At 58.0% G+C, this 14813-nt stretch carries 13 protein-coding genes; 11 read left to right on the top strand and 2 right to left on the bottom strand.

Annotation, left to right across the window (positions count from 1 at the left end):
- Nucleotides 1-14: 14 nt before the first annotated feature.
- Nucleotides 15-923, bottom strand: a complete 909-nt coding sequence (locus BMZ79_RS20680; protein WP_090643215.1) for an aminoglycoside phosphotransferase family protein — start codon at nt 921-923, stop codon at nt 15-17.
- Here BMZ79_RS20680 and BMZ79_RS34750 point away from each other — a divergent pair.
- A complete protein-coding gene (locus BMZ79_RS34750) occupies nt 922-1128 on the top strand; it encodes a hypothetical protein (RefSeq protein WP_090643211.1) in 207 nt (68 codons plus the stop codon). The two genes, BMZ79_RS20680 and BMZ79_RS34750, sit on opposite strands and share 2 nt — an antisense overlap.
- Nucleotides 1129-1339: 211 nt before the next feature.
- On the top strand, nt 1340-2119 hold the full coding sequence (locus BMZ79_RS20670; protein WP_090643209.1) for an SDR family NAD(P)-dependent oxidoreductase: 780 nt from the start codon (nt 1340-1342) through the stop codon (nt 2117-2119).
- A gap of 187 nt (nt 2120-2306) precedes the next feature.
- Here BMZ79_RS20670 and BMZ79_RS20665 read toward each other — a convergent pair whose 3' ends face one another.
- Nucleotides 2307-2858, bottom strand: a complete 552-nt coding sequence (locus BMZ79_RS20665) for a TetR/AcrR family transcriptional regulator (RefSeq protein ID WP_090643206.1) — start codon at nt 2856-2858, stop codon at nt 2307-2309.
- Nucleotides 2859-2963: 105 nt separating this feature from the next.
- Between BMZ79_RS20665 and BMZ79_RS20660 the strand changes: the two genes are divergently transcribed.
- From BMZ79_RS20660 to BMZ79_RS20620, 9 genes are all read left to right on the top strand, one after another.
- A complete protein-coding gene (locus BMZ79_RS20660) occupies nt 2964-3968 on the top strand; it encodes an SDR family NAD(P)-dependent oxidoreductase (protein WP_218154741.1) in 1005 nt (334 codons plus the stop codon).
- 83 nt (nt 3969-4051) lie between these two features.
- Nucleotides 4052-5050 (top strand): aldo/keto reductase, encoded by a 999-nt coding sequence (locus BMZ79_RS20655; protein ID WP_090643200.1) that lies wholly within the window; start codon nt 4052-4054, stop codon nt 5048-5050.
- 18 nt (nt 5051-5068) lie between these two features.
- Nucleotides 5069-5869: a GNAT family N-acetyltransferase gene (locus BMZ79_RS20650; protein WP_143089011.1), complete on the top strand. Its 801-nt coding sequence runs from the start codon at nt 5069-5071 to the stop codon at nt 5867-5869.
- A gap of 441 nt (nt 5870-6310) precedes the next feature.
- Complete coding sequence (locus BMZ79_RS20645) at nt 6311-8242, top strand: fructose-1,6-bisphosphatase (protein WP_090643195.1); 1932 nt, start codon at nt 6311-6313, stop codon at nt 8240-8242.
- Nucleotides 8243-8376: 134 nt separating this feature from the next.
- Nucleotides 8377-8556 carry a hypothetical protein gene (locus tag BMZ79_RS20640; RefSeq protein ID WP_090643193.1) on the top strand — a complete coding sequence of 60 codons (180 nt, stop codon included), beginning with the start codon at nt 8377-8379 and terminating at the stop codon, nt 8554-8556.
- A gap of 199 nt (nt 8557-8755) precedes the next feature.
- Nucleotides 8756-9382 (top strand): hypothetical protein, encoded by a 627-nt coding sequence (locus tag BMZ79_RS20635; protein WP_090643191.1) that lies wholly within the window; start codon nt 8756-8758, stop codon nt 9380-9382.
- Nucleotides 9375-12710: an ATP-binding protein gene (locus BMZ79_RS20630; RefSeq protein WP_090643189.1), complete on the top strand. Its 3336-nt coding sequence runs from the start codon at nt 9375-9377 to the stop codon at nt 12708-12710. Before BMZ79_RS20635 ends, BMZ79_RS20630 begins: the two co-directional genes overlap by 8 nt.
- Nucleotides 12707-13942, top strand: a complete 1236-nt coding sequence (locus BMZ79_RS20625) for an ATP-binding response regulator (protein WP_090643186.1) — start codon at nt 12707-12709, stop codon at nt 13940-13942. Before BMZ79_RS20630 ends, BMZ79_RS20625 begins: the two co-directional genes overlap by 4 nt.
- Complete coding sequence (locus BMZ79_RS20620; protein ID WP_090643184.1) at nt 13939-14613, top strand: response regulator; 675 nt, start codon at nt 13939-13941, stop codon at nt 14611-14613. Before BMZ79_RS20625 ends, BMZ79_RS20620 begins: the two co-directional genes overlap by 4 nt.
- The last annotated feature ends 200 nt before the right edge of the window (nt 14614-14813 follow it).

The raw sequence follows: 14813 nt of genomic DNA, 5'->3' as shown, positions 1-14813 counted from the left end.
CAGCGGCTCGTCGTTCACGCTTCGTTCAGCAGCTTCATGAAGCGCTCCGAGATGCCGATGCCTTTCTTCCAGTCCGCGCCATCCTCGATGGCCCAGCAGGCTTCAAGCACGCCGCGGGCAATGCCCCAACGCGCGATGCGGCCGCGATCAAGGCCGAGCCGATCCGACATGATCGCCACGCGGCGGCTCAGAACCGTATCGCAATCGCCGTCCCGATCGACGTAATTCAGCAGGTACTGTAGCGTTTCGAAATAAATATCGCCGATCATGCCTTTCGGATCGATGACCGCCCAGCCGCCGTCCCCGTACCGCAATATATTCTCATGATGCAGATCGCCGTGAAGGAGCACCGTTTCGGCGGTCGTCCCGAGCAGTTCCTCAAGCGTCGCTTCGGCCCGAACCATCCAATGCTCGGGAAGCGGACCTTCCGTCCCGAAGCGGCTGCGATATCGGACGAAAGCTTCGAACCATCGGCGCAGCGTGCGGAAGTCCGCTTCCTCGCCGACGAACGGCCTGCGAAGACGCGCGAACGCCTCGCAGAAAATCGCCGTCGCCGCGTTGTCGTCCCTGACGGCGGACAAGGGGGTTCCCGGAATTGCGCGTTCGAGCACGGCAGCGCCGAGCTCGTCGTTCCGTTCCAATACTTGAACGGCTCCTCTTTCCGCGAAAGCGGACAAGGTTCGCATCTCTCTCGCAAGCTCGTCTTTCTCGAACGCTAGCTTGAGCACGATCGGTTTTCCCTCGCCGTTCATGCCGTGCGCGATATAGTTATACGACAAATTGTCAAACGGCGCCTCGGCCTTAATGCCGAACTGCGCCTCGCTCTTCGCGATCAGATCCGGCAGCGAGCGAACCCACTCTTCCGCGCGCGTACCGTACACGGAAATCATTTTCGCATGGAAATCCTCCGGTATTCTTGTCATGATTTTGCTGCGCTCCCTTCCAGCGTTCGATCGTCAGAATCAGAAACAGCCTACTTCCCGATTATTCGACGTCGGGGCCGATGAAGCCTTCGAATTCAAGGAATTCAGGCAAAAAAACCTGCGGCTCATGCCAATCGCGGAGCCGCAGCGGTCTCGCGGCGCGGTAGACGTTTCCCTTCGAATCAAGCTCAAGCCGGTCATTTGACCGGCTTTTTTTTGTTTTGGCCAGGAGAGAGCATTAAATCGGTCCATGGCGTTTTGCGGCAGCGGCAGGACGGGGAGAAGGACGATCCTGACCGGCGGCCGATTGGTCCGATTTCCATTTTATTCGCTTTACAAACATTGTCTACTTGTATAGTATGAACACATAGACGATTAATGATAATTGTCTAATCAAAAACGAGGAGGACAAAACTTTGACACAGACAACCACGCAACCGTTCGCCGGTAAGACGGCTCTCATCACCGGGGGAGGCTCCGGAATCGGCCGGGCTGCCGCCCTTGCGCTCGCGGCGGAGGGATGCACCGTGACCGTTGCGGGCCGCACTGCCGCGACGTTGGAAGAAACGGTCCGACTCATTGAGGCTGCCGGCGGCATCGCCAGCTACGTCGTCGCCGACGTTCGCGAAGAAGAGGCGGTTCGCCGCGCGGTAACGATAGCCGCCGGCGATGCCGGACGCCTCGACTTTGCCGTTAATAGCGCAGGGGTAGACGGCGGCGATTACGCCCGTCCGCTCATCGACTATGCCAGCGATACCCTTGATCTGATGCTCGCCACGAACGTACGCGGCATGTTCTATTCCATGAAGTACGAGCTTGAATTCATGAGCGCTCAAGGTCACGGATCGATCGTGAATATCTCCTCGGGGGCAGGTCTCGCGGGCGTCCCGGGTTATTCCGGCTATGTCGCGTCCAAGCATGCCGAGATCGGGCTGACCAAGAGCGCCGCACTCGACTACGCCAGCTTCGGCATCCGTGTCAATGCCGTCTGTCCGGGCTTGGTGAACACGCCGCTCATCGCGAATATGCTCAAGGACAACCCCGATTGGAGCGGCGGGTTGGTCGCCGCGCATCCGCTGGGCAGAATTGCCGAACCGGAAGAGATCGCGGATGCGATCGTATGGCTGTGCTCCGACAAATCGAGCTTCGTTACCGGCATTGGCTTGCCCGTTGATGGCGGCTACTTAGCACGCTAAGCCAGGTTGAAGACGTATCCAGCGCATGCCCGGAGTTGCGATTTTCGGTCTCCGGCAGAGAACTCATTCGATCGCGTTTTTTGCGCAAAAAAAGAACCGTCAGGATACTTCCTGGCGGTTCTCCATGATCAACCTGTACCTTCATCCGGAATCAGCTGCTTGCAGACGCGTATCGGCAGGGAGCTCGTTAATGGCCGGGAGCGACGATACGGAGCAAGTCCTGAACGAGATGACGAAGCTCGTCCGAGCTGGAGGCAACCGATTTAAAGCCGCGCAGCGCGCCCGTCGCCAGATGGGCCAGTCGCATTGGAGGGATGCCGCCCGAGGAGGCAGGGTATACTTCCAGCAAAGCGGCCAACACGGTTTCCAATTTTTCGTAGCTCGCGTCCAGCGCCTCCCGCGCAAACTGGTAGGAGCTGTCCGTTATTTCCTTGTGTTCCGGAGAGTGCAGCGATTCGTCGAAGTTACGAATCGCCCATACCTCAAAGGCGAATAAAAGTTTGTCCTCCTTCGTTTCATGCGAGGGCAGGCCGTCCTTGATCTCCTGGAGGAGGATGTCGCCGTGGTGAATAATCGCGGCGTTGAAAATTTCCTCCTTGCTCTTGAAGTACAAGTAAAGACCCGCGCGCGATATGCCCGCGGATTCCGCGATCTCGTTCATCGATACGCGCTTGTAGCCGTATTTGAAGAACACCTTCAATGCCGTCTCGACGATATGCTGCTTCTTAGTATCATCCATATCTCCATTTTATACACTTTACAAACTTTGTCCAGTGATCTATTATAAACAAATAGACGATTTTTGTATTATGTCTAAATCCGCATTAAAGGAGCAACCCCACCGATGAACACACCGATGAAGACCGAACAAAAGCCGTTGCAGTCGGGATACGGACACGACACTACCGCTCAAGAAGTATTGGCGGGACTAGACCTGAGCGGAAAGGTGGCGATCGTTACAGGCGGATCCGGAGGAATCGGGTTGGAAACGACTCGCTCGCTTGCCGGCGCCGGCGCCACCGTCATCGTCGGCGCCCGCGATGTCGCCAAAGCGCAGGAAGCGCTCGCTCCCCTGAACCATGTCGAAGTGATCCGGCTGGACCTTGCGGATCCTTCCTCGATCGACGCGTTCGCCGCCGCCTTCCGGAATTCCGGACGCGCGCTCGATTTTTTGATTTTGAATGCAGGCGTCAGCTTTCCGCCGACGATTAAAGACGCTCGGGGATTGGATACGCATTTCGCCACCAATTATTTAGGGCATTTTCAACTGACGGTTGGTTTATGGGAAGCGCTGAAGCGTTCGGGGAACGCGCGCGTCGTCGCTCTTTCGTCCATCGGCCATATGGCAGGACCGATCGATTTCGATGATTTGCAATTCACCAAGAGGCCGTACGACAAGGTCGTCTCTTACGGCGAGTCGAAGACCGCGTGCGCATTGTTCGCCGTTGCGCTCGATAAGCGGGGACGAGAGCAAGGCGTGCGCGCGTTTGCGGTTCATCCCGGCGCCATTCTTTCGGGGTTGACCCGGCACTTAAGCAACGAGGAATTGGCCGCTTGGGGCGTGGTCCGGAACGAGGACGGCACGTTGACCTCCTCCGGAGGCTTCAAAACCGCCGAGCAAGGCGCCGCGACATCCGTATGGTGCGCGGTCAGTCCGATGCTGAACGGAAAAGGAGGCGTCTATTGCGAAGACGGGGACATCGCGGAGATCGTGCCGTCCGACAGCCCGCTGCAGCATGGCGTGCGTTCGTGGGCCATTGATCCGGGGTCGGCCGAGAAGCTTTGGGCAATCAGCGAAGATCTTCTGCACCTTCCCCATGGAGAAGCGATCCCCGGGAGCCGCGACTGACCCCCGTTGTTACGATCATGAACGCATGGCGTTGCGTGCCTCCCTAACCTCGCAACCTATCAAGATAGATAAGGAGACTTCTTATGAAATCGGTAGAATTGGGAACAACGGGTTTAACGGTGAGCATGGAAGGTTTGGGCTGCATGGGCATGAGCACGACCTATGGACCGAGCAATGACGAAGAGAGCCTGGCTACGCTTCGCCGAGCCGTCGAGCTCGGGATCACGTACTTTGACACGGCAGAGGTCTACGGGCCTTTCCACAACGAGGAATTACTTGGACGCGCATTCGCGGGCATGCGCGACCGCGTAGTGATTTCGACCAAGGTCGGATTCGGCTACACGGATGAAGGACAACTCGCAATCATTGACGGCATACCCGTCGTGAATGGCCAACCGGAGCATATCATCCGTGCAATCGAGGGATCCTTGCGCCGGTTGAACACCGATTATATCGATCTCGTCTATCTGCACCGCATCGATCCGAAGGTACCGATCGAGGAAACCATTGCGGCGATGAGCAAACTGGTCTCGGATGGCAAGATCGGCCACATCGGACTGTCCGAGGCATCCGCCGGCACCATTCGGCGAGCGCACGCCGTTCATCCCATTACCGCCGTACAGACCGAGTATTCGCTATTCGAGCGCGGCGTAGAGTCAAACGGCGTGCTGGAGACGGTTCGCGAACTAGGCATCGGCTTTGTGCCTTACTCGCCGTTAGGACGCGGGTTCTTGACCGGTCAGCTAAAGATGGACCGGCTCGATCCTACCGACTTTCGTAACTATGACCCTCGGCTGAGCGGAAAAAACTTGGACGCCAACACGCGGATCGTCGAAGCGGTCGCTCCGATCGCGAAAGAGAAGGGGATCAAGCCCTCGCAATTGGCCTTGGCTTGGACCATCGCACAGGGCGGCGTCCCGATTCCCGGTACCCGGCGGATTCAATATCTGGAGGAAAACGTCGCCGCAGCGGATATCATGCTGTCGAAAGAAGAGTTGGCCAAGCTCGACGAAGCCGCTCCCGTCGGAGTTGCGTCCGGTGACCGATATGACAAAGGACTCATGACGCAGCTTACCCTCTAACCATTTAGCCTAATAGTCATGGAGGAGATTGAATTGTCGTCCGTGCAAGACGCGATCATAAAAAACTTCATTCGCTCCGGTGAATTGCTAGGCGAACTCAGCCAGTTGCTTGCCTTTATCCGAACGGATCGCATGCAACGCTTCGAATCCGATGTTCCCTTTGCATTATTCAATAGCGTAGTCGACTATGCGCCTTCCGAAGGGATCGATCCCACGGATGAAATCAAAACCATGAAGACGTTGTACCATCATCGCGGCCAGAAACTGCGTTGGTTGACTTATTCTCACAAGCCCGATGAAGCCGTTAACCGAGCCCTTGCAATTCATGATTTAGAGCCGAGCGAAGTCCTTGTCGGAATGGGACTCGATCTGAATGGATGGCGGTTGCGTTTACCGGATATCCCGGGTCTGGAGGTTCGATTGGTACGGGAAGCGCAAGAGTTGGAGGACTATAGAAAGACCATTCTGGCCGGGTTTAGCATCCCAGAGCCGATGGCAGACCTATATTGCAAAGTATTCGTAGATGGCCCCAATCAGGATTCGTCTCCCATTCAACATTATCTGGCTTATTTGGACGGCGTGCCTGTGACTACGCTGAGTACCTTTATCGATGGCGATGTCGCGGGCATCTATAGCATCGCAACGGTAGAAGCTTACCGCTCAAGAGGATTGGCTCAAACGGTGCTAGCGTATGGATTAGGCGTCGCACAACAACAAGGCGCGAAGCTGGCGGTCATCCATGCAACCCCGATGGGAAGAACGGTGTATCAAAGGGTGGGGTTCAAAGAAGAACTGACGATCACCTTTCATTCCACCTAGCTGTGGGAAACGCTCAACTATTGCACGCAAACGCCTCGCAAATCCAGGATAACCCTGGAGCCGCATCCGGCACTGCCTGGGTTACGGAAGGCATCCAATCACGTATACTTGAAAGCAAAACGAACTGCGCCATCATGCAGTTCGTTTTTGTTTGCCGGCGGTAAGACATGTTTAGGGTTCCGGCTTAATCCGGCCCCGAGAAAAATGCATAGCGGACTGTCTGAAGGGGAATAGTACGCCTATTCTTTCGGCGCGTTTGCCATAATCTATCATCGCCTCGTTCATCAGCCCGCGTTAACGGCGAAGAATGAGCACGCGTGGATCCGGATCCTCGTAGCGAGGCTTGCACGGGAAATTTCAGGTATAATATGATTAGCGGCTAGTCCCGTCATAATAAAACCTCGTCTGCATCGCCATATTCCTTGAAGGAGGACAACCGTTTTGGACGCGCAGTTTCTCGATTTATTGGCCCAGCAATACGACACGGAAGAAAAAGTCGTCACCGAAATCATCAACCTTGAAGCGATCTCCGATCTTCCCAAGGGAACGGAGCATTTCGTCAGCGATTTGCATGGGGAGTTCCAGGCGTTTCAGCATGTCCTGCGTAACGGGTCGGGTACCGTCAAAGAGAAAATCAAAGCCGTGTTCCGCGAGGTATGGACCGAGCATGAAATCAATGATTTTACGGCCTTAGTGTATTATCCGGAAGAAAAAATCCGTCTGGTCAAGGCAGACCTGTGCGATAAGCAAGCCTTGAACCGATGGTACAGGGACACGATCGAACACATGCTGAAGCTCATCTCGTTCGCCTCTTCCAAATATACGCGCGCGAAATTGCGCAAGGCGCTGCCGGAGCAGTTCGTCTATATCGTGGAAGAGCTGCTCTACAAGACGGATTCGACCAACAACAAAGACCCTTATTACGAGGAAATCTACCGGCAGGTCATCTCCTTGGGCCAGGCGGACAAGCTCATTATCGGCCTTGCTTACACGACCCAGCGCCTGGTGGTCGACCATCTTCACGTGGTCGGCGATATCTACGACCGCGGGCCGGACCCGGATAAAATCATGGATACGCTGATCAACTACCATTCCGTCGACATTCAGTGGGGGAACCATGACGTCCTATGGATAGGCGCCTACGCGGGTTCCCTGGTCTGCCTCGCGAATATCATCCGGATCTGCGCCCGATACGACAATCTCGACATCATCGAAGACGTCTACGGCATCAATCTTCGCCCGCTGCTGAACCTGGCGGAGAAATACTACGGCGACAATCCGGCCTTCAGGCCGAAGCTGCAGACCGACCATGACGGTTCGGAGCAGGAAGTCCTGCAGATTACCAAAATCCATCAAGCCATTGCCATGATCCAGTTCAAGCTGGAAATTCCGATCATCAAGCGGCGTCCCTACTTTAATATGTCCAAGCGGCGTTTGCTGGAGCTGGTCGATTACGACAAAAACGAAATCCGGCTCGGCGAGAAAACGTACCCGTTGGAAAACACCTGCTTCGCCACCGTTAATCCGCGGCAGCCCGAAGAGCTGCTGGAGGAGGAGAAGCAGGTGCTGGACAAGCTGTTGTTCTCCGTGCAGCATTCCGAGAAGCTGGCCAGGCATATGAATTTTCTGATGAAACAAGGCAGCCTGTATTTAAAATACAACGGGAATTTGTTGTTTCACGGCTGCATTCCTCTGGATGAAGAAGGAAACATGCAAGAAATGCAAATTGAAGACAAGACGTATTCGGGCCGCAAGCTGCTCGATGTCTTCGAATCCTATTTACGCTACGCCTTCGCGCATCCGGAAGAGACGGACGATCTGGCGACCGACATGGCGTGGTACATCTGGACGGGGGAATGCTCCTCGCTCTTCGGGAAGCGGGAAATGACCACCTTCGAACGGTACTTTATCGCGGATAAAGAAACCTATAAGGAGCGAAAGAACCCCTATTACCATCTGCGCGAGAACGAGGAGACCTGCCGGAAAATCCTGCAGGAGTTCGATATGAATCCGGATCACGGGCATATCATTAACGGTCACACCCCGGTAAGAGAAATCCGCGGAGAGAACCCCGTTAAAGCAAACGGGAAAATGATCGTCATCGACGGCGGGTTTTCCAAAGCGTATCAATCCACGACGGGCATCGCCGGATATACCTTGTTGTACAATTCCTTCGGCATGCAGCTCGTCGCGCATCAGAAATTCATTTCGAAAGAAGATGTGTTATGCAACGGAACGGACGTGTTGTCCGTTAAAAGGCTGGTGGACAAAGAGCTGGAGCGGAAGCTGGTGAGGGTCACCAACGTCGGGGAGAAGCTGCAGGAGAAAATCTCGAATTTGAAGAACCTCCTGGCCTATCGCTACATGAAATAAAACGACGGCTTGCAAGGCGGGGCTCCGTTGTTCCGCATCGGATGGTATATAAACAAGCCGCGCGGACAAAATAGGTAGCAGCATGCAGCCTCAATAAAGCTGCCAGTAACCAAAGACAGGGAGACGTTCCGTTCATGTCCAACAAAAAATGCTATTATGTCTTCGAGGATCCGTCCGGTACCAAATTGACGTTCAAAGCGACCAGCTTACAGCAGGCCTATCTGATCAAAAAGAAGAAGGCCCATGAGCTTGGGATTCCCAAGGAGGCATTCGAAATTACGAGCATAAGCAAGAAACCAAGCCAGGGCGAATAGCCCGGCTTTTTTTATTGGCATCGTCATGTTAACGGCGTGTTACCGCATTATCGGAGACCGGGCGCCGCCCGGTCTTCGTTCATGCGGGCATTCTCGCCTTTCAGGCCGATTACGAAAATGCGCGCTGCACACCGGGCGGATGTTTTGTTACAATGAAGGAGCCATTGCACATATTTTCCATACGACGAGGAGTGAAATGATGAAGACCAAGCGCGTTACATACGATGAGATTAAAGGCAGCCTGCAGACGGGGGATCTTCTGTTCTGTCACGGCATCTTTACGGAAGCCCTCCAAGTAGAGGCGATGCAGGGCTCGCCCTGGTCGCATATCGGGATGGTGGTCCGATTGCCGGGCTTCGAAGAACCGCTCTTCTGGGAGTCGACCACGACGCAGACGCTCGAGGACGTGATGGAGCACCGGATCAAAACGGGGCCGATGCTCGTCACGCTCAAGGAACGGATCGCCACGGACGTCAGCGACGGCTATGATGCCCTATTCGCATTTCGCCTGCTGAAGGGGGAACGGAACGATGGCATGCTGGCCAAACTGAAGGCGTTCATCGAAGAGGTGCACGAGGCGTCGTTCCCTTCGCTCGAGCGGATGGCGTTCGAATTGCTCGAAGGCAAGCTGCTCCGCGTGCAAGCGGGTTTCAAGAGCTTCTTCTGCAGCGAGTTGGTCGCGGAAACGTACATGCGCCTTGGCATCATGGACAGGTCGATGCCATCGAACAGCTATCGGCCGATCGACCTCTCGGACAGAACCGACCTCCCGCTGACGAGCGGCTACGCGCTTGCCGACGAATTGCTGACCTTGCAGGATGTCTAGCAAGGCGCGATTGCTGCCGATGATCCTGCTCTTCATGATCGGGCTGGCCTGCTGCGGCGCGAGCACGGTTGGCGCAGAGCCGGCTTCGACTCCTCGGGCGGATCGCGGCAGCCTGGATCTGACGGGCTGGGATTCACGGCAAGACGGGATCGTTGCCCTGAACGGCGAATGGGCGTTCTACTGGTCGGCGTTATGGACGCCGGACGACTTCCGCAGCGGCAAGACTCCACAGCCAACCGGCTATTTTACGACGCCCGGTTATTGGAATCGACATGCGGCGGGCGCGAATTATCCGGCCGACGGCTATGCGACCCTGCGCTTGAAGGTGCGGATGGATCCCCAGGACGGCGCGATGGCGCTCAAGGTGAACAACATTTTCTCCGCCTACCGGATTTGGGTGAATGGCGAACTCGTCGCTTCCGCGGGAACGGTGGGCAAGGACAAGGGAAGCACGGTGGCGCGGCAGATCGTGCAGACGGCGCCATTCCGCGCCGCGCCGGGCGAGCAGGAGCTGGAGATCGTCGTGCAGCTCGCGAATTACAGCTATACGAAGAGCGGCTTCCAGAACGCCATTCAGATGGGATCGGATGCGCGGATCGAAGCGCTCTTCCGGCGGAATATGGAAGGGACGTTCATCGCTTTCGGGGCGTGCACGATCATGGCCTTGTACCACCTAGCGCTCTATGCCCTGCGGCGCCGCGAGCATTCCGCGCTCTACCTGGGCCTATTCTCGTTGTTCGTCGCCGTGCGCATTCCGTTCGTGAACGACCGTTACATTTACAATTGGTTCCCGGACATGAACTGGGAGCTGTTCTGCAAAGTGCCCTATGCCGTCTTCTTCTTCTGCAGCATCATGATCGCGATGTTCGTGCGTTCGCTTTACCCCCGTTACTTCGCCCGGCCGATCGTGGTTGCGATGCAAGCATCCGGAGCCGCGGCCACGCTGTTCTGCCTGCTCACCCCGCAGCGGTGGTATGATAAACTGCTCATCCCTTACGAGCTGCTGACCTGCGGCTTCATCGGGTATACGTTGTACGTGCTGGTTCGGGCGATGCGGGATCGCCAGGCGGGCACGCTGACGTTTATGATCGGCTTCGCGGGCCTCTCCGGCACGATCGTTCACGATTTCCTGTACATGAGCGAGAAAACCCATCTCGGGTCGCTCGCTCCTTACGGCTTGCTGATCTTCATCGCCATGCAGTCGCTCATTCTGGCGGGGCGGTTCGCGCGGGCCTTCGCGGAAGTCGAGCGGATGTCCAGCCGGCTCCTGGCCATGGATAAAACGAAGGATGAATTCTTGGCCCAAACGTCGCACGAGCTGCGGACGCCGCTGCACGGCATGATCGGGCTGTCCGAATCGCTGATCGACGGCGTAGCCGGCGAGCTGCCGGAGCAAGCCGTGCAGAACCTGCAGCTGGTCGTCTCGAGCGGCAGGCGGTTGGCCGCGCTCGTCGGGGACGTCTTAGATTATGCCCAGCTGAAACACAAGGATCTGACGCTGATCCGCTCGGATATCGACTTGCGGAGCGCCGTCGGCGTCGCGCTGCAGCTGAACGAGCCGCTGCTGGGCGGCCGAAGGGTGCGGCTGGCGAACGACGTGCCCGGGCGGCTGAACGTCTCGGCCGACGAGAACCGGCTGCAGCAGATCCTGCATAACCTGATCGGCAACGCCATCAAGTTTACGGATTCCGGCAGCATCACGGTGTCGGCGTCCGAAGCGGGAGGCGACGTCGAAGTTCGGGTAACCGATACGGGCAGCGGCATTCCGGAGGCGGTCCGGGCGCGCATCTTCGACGCCTACGAGCAAGCCGACGGCGTCCGGCGGGAAGGAACGGGGCTCGGCCTGGCCGTCACGAAGAAGCTCGTCGAGCTGCATGGCGGAACGATTCGCATCGAGACGCCGCCGGACGGCAGGACTTGTATCGCGTTCACGCTTCCGCGGCCGGCCCGGCATACGGCTCCTACGCTGCAAGCGGCAGCGGGCGTACCGCGTCGGGAAGCCAGGACCGGAAGCCGGACGGCCGCGGAGATCGAGGACATGGCCGCGATGCGCGAGCCGGATGCGGAGGAGGGAGACGGGAACGGGGACGGCAGCCGCTTATCCGGCGCGCGCATCCTGATCGTGGATGACGAAGCGGTCAATTTGCAGGTGCTGCGCAACCACTTGACGATGGACGGCTACGACGTCATCGAAGCCGCCGATCCCGTGGAGGCGTTGATGCGCCTCGAATCGGGCTTCAAGCCGGACCTTGCGATCCTGGACGTCATGCTCCCGCGGATGTCGGGCTTCGAGCTGTGCGCGCGCATCCGCGAGCGGTATTCGGCAGGCGAACTGCCGGTCATCTTCTTGACCGCGAAGCCGCTGGACGTCGACGTGATCGAAGGCTTCGACGCCGGCGCCAACGATTATTTGACGAAGCCGGTCGTCAAGCGCGAGCTGCTGGCCCGCATCCGGCTTCATTTGCGGCTGGCGCATTGGAATCGCGCGCTCGAGCGCCGCGTCAAGGAACGGACCGAGCGGCTCGAGGAAGCGCTCGCCTCCTTACAACAGGCCCGCAGCCGGCTGATTCAAGCGGAGAAGCTCGCTTCGCTGGGCGAGCTGATCGCGGGCATCGCGCACGAAATGAACAGCCCGATCGGAATCGGCGTGACGGCTTCGTCCCATCTCGCCGAGCGAACGAAGGCGCTGCTCGCGCGTTACGGCGAAGGCGGGCTGCGCAAGAGCGAGCTGGAGGCGTACTTGGCCGAATCCTCGGAAACCGCCGACATCTTGCTCGGCAATTTAAGGCGAGCCGAGCGGTTGATCGCCACCTTCAAGCAGGTGGCCGTCGACCAGACCTTCGAGGAACGGCGGACTTTCGGCGTAAGGGCATACATGGAGGAAATCCTGCTGAGCATTTCGCCGAAGCTGAAGCAAAGCCGGCATCGCGTCGTGCTGCACATCGAACCGTCGCTCGAAACCGTCGGATTCCCGGGCGCCTTCTATCACATCATGACCAACCTGCTGCTCAATTCGCTGCTGCATGCGTACGACGACGGTCAAGAAGGGACGATCGTCATTCGCGCCGAGGCCGACGCGAAAGCGCTGACCGTGACGTATGCGGACGACGGCAAAGGGATCGAACCGGAGCTGATCCCGCGGATCTTCGATCCGTTCGTGACGACGAAGCGCGGGCGGGGCGGAACCGGTCTCGGACTCAGCGTCGTGTATAACCTGGTCGTCCAAACCTGGGGCGGAACGATCGTCTGCGACAGCGTGGCCGGACACGGAACGGCGTTCCAACTGGTATTGCCGTTACCACGCGCAACATTGGAGGGGACGGGATGAACGATAGCATGATCGACGCGTCCGACGCGCTGCAATTGATCGCCGACGACGACGCCGAAGAGGAAACGGCGCTGTATTGGAAATTTCTCATCGCCGACGACGACCCGGATATTCATAAAGTCACGAAGCTGGTGCTGGAAGGGCATACGTTCGAAGACGGCAAACTGCAGTTCTTCAGCGCGTATTCGGCCATCGAGGCGGCCGCGGTTCTGGAACGGCATCCCGACATCGCGGTCGTGCTCCTGGACGTCGTCATGGAAGAGGACGATGCCGGCCTGAAGCTCGTCAAGCGCGTGCGCGAGCAAATGGGCAACCGGCTGGTGCGGATCATCCTGCGAACCGGGCAGCCCGGGCAAGCGCCCGAGCATGCGGTCATCCGGTCCTACGATATCAGCGATTACAAAGAAAAGACGGAGCTGACCAGCACGAAGCTGTTCAGCACGGTGTATACGTCGATCCGGACATATCGGTATTTAACCGGCATCGCCGCCGCCCACGATACGCTCGAACAGCGCGTCCGCGAACGGACGCGGGAGCTGGAGGCGCGCGCGCGCGAACTGCAGGCTTCCATCCGGCATACGTACGAAGCGATGATGGAGGTGTCGGTACTGGAAGAACGCAACCGGATCGCGCGGGATATCCATAACGTCGTCGGCCACACGCTCACCGCCGCGGTCGTGCAGCTTGAAGCCGGGAAGCACTTGGTCGGCATCGATGCCGACCGGGTATCCGAGAAGATGAACCTGGCCAGTCAGCTCGTTCGCAAAGGGCTGGACGAAATCCGCAGCTCGGTCCATCAGCTGGCCGATGAACGGGAAACCGTCGATTTGCAGCGGGACCTCGCCAGATTGATCCGGGACACGGAGGCGCATGCCGGCGTCCGCATCCATTGCGAGATCGAACCGATGCCGAAGCTGAGCTTCTTCCACGTCAAGCTGCTCTGCCATGCCTTGCAGGAGGGGCTCACGAACGGCATTCGCCACGGCGGGAGCACGCGCTTCCATTTCAAGCTCGCTTACGCTTCCGCCGACCGCCGCATCGCGTTCTCGCTGCGCAACGACGGTCTCGTTCCGCGCGCCTTTGCCTTCGGCTTCGGTCTTGGCGCCCTGCGGGACCAGGTCGAGCTCGCGCACGGCAGCTTATGCTTGGAGGCGGCTCCGCAAGCGGGGATGGAACTGCGCATCCTGCTTCCCTTAGCGGGTACGGCCCCCGGATCGGAGGCGCTGCCATGAAGCCGCCGCTGCGCTTAATCATCGCCGACGATCAAGCCCTGATGCGGGATGGGCTTCAGACGATCTTGGAGCTGCAGCCGGACCTGGAGGTGGCGGGGACGGCGGAGAACGGGCTGCAGGCGCTGGAGATGGCCCGCGCGTTGAAGCCGGACCTCGTGCTGCTCGACATCGAGATGCCCGTCATGAACGGGATCGAATGCACGCGCCGGCTGAAGGAGGAGGCGCCGGATACGGTCGTTCTCCTGCTGTCCACCTTCGCCGAAGACAAGTACATTCTCGACGGGCTCTCGAACGGCGCCAGCGGCTACCTGCTGAAGGATATGGAAGGCCATCGGCTCATCGAAGCGGTGCGCGACGCCGCGAGCGGCAAGCTGATGATGCCGGCCGTCATTGCCGCGAAGCTGGCGGCCAGCTTAACGCGCCGGACGACGGCGGCCGAACTGGACGCGGAAGCCCGCGGCGGTCTTCGCCGGGAGCTCCGCCTCACCGACCGCGAAGCGGAAGTCGCCAAGCTGATGACCGAAGGCATGACCAACAAGCAGATCGCCAAGGAGCTGTTCATGCACGAAGGAACCGTCCGCAATTACGTGAGCGTGATCTATTCCAAAATCGGCGTAAGCGACCGCGCCAAGGCGCTGCTTGCCCTTCAGGACTGGCTGACGCGGCCATAGGCTGCGATTCATAGGCTACAGTCTCATAGGCTGCGATTCATAGGCTACTTCATAGGCTACGATTCATCTGCGATTCATAGGCTACAGTCTCATAGGTTACGATTCATAGGCTACAGTCTCTTAAGCTACAGTCTCTTAAGCTACGACTCCTAAGCTTCGTTCGCATTTCGCATCCGAACCGGAAACGGTCGGATGCTTTT

Source organism: Paenibacillus sp. UNC496MF (assembly GCF_900113915.1).
Classification (GTDB): domain Bacteria; phylum Bacillota; class Bacilli; order Paenibacillales; family Paenibacillaceae; genus Paenibacillus_Z; species Paenibacillus_Z artemisiicola.
The sequence above is the reverse complement of the archived record's forward strand: the minus strand, read 5'-3'. Positions and strand labels throughout refer to the sequence as shown.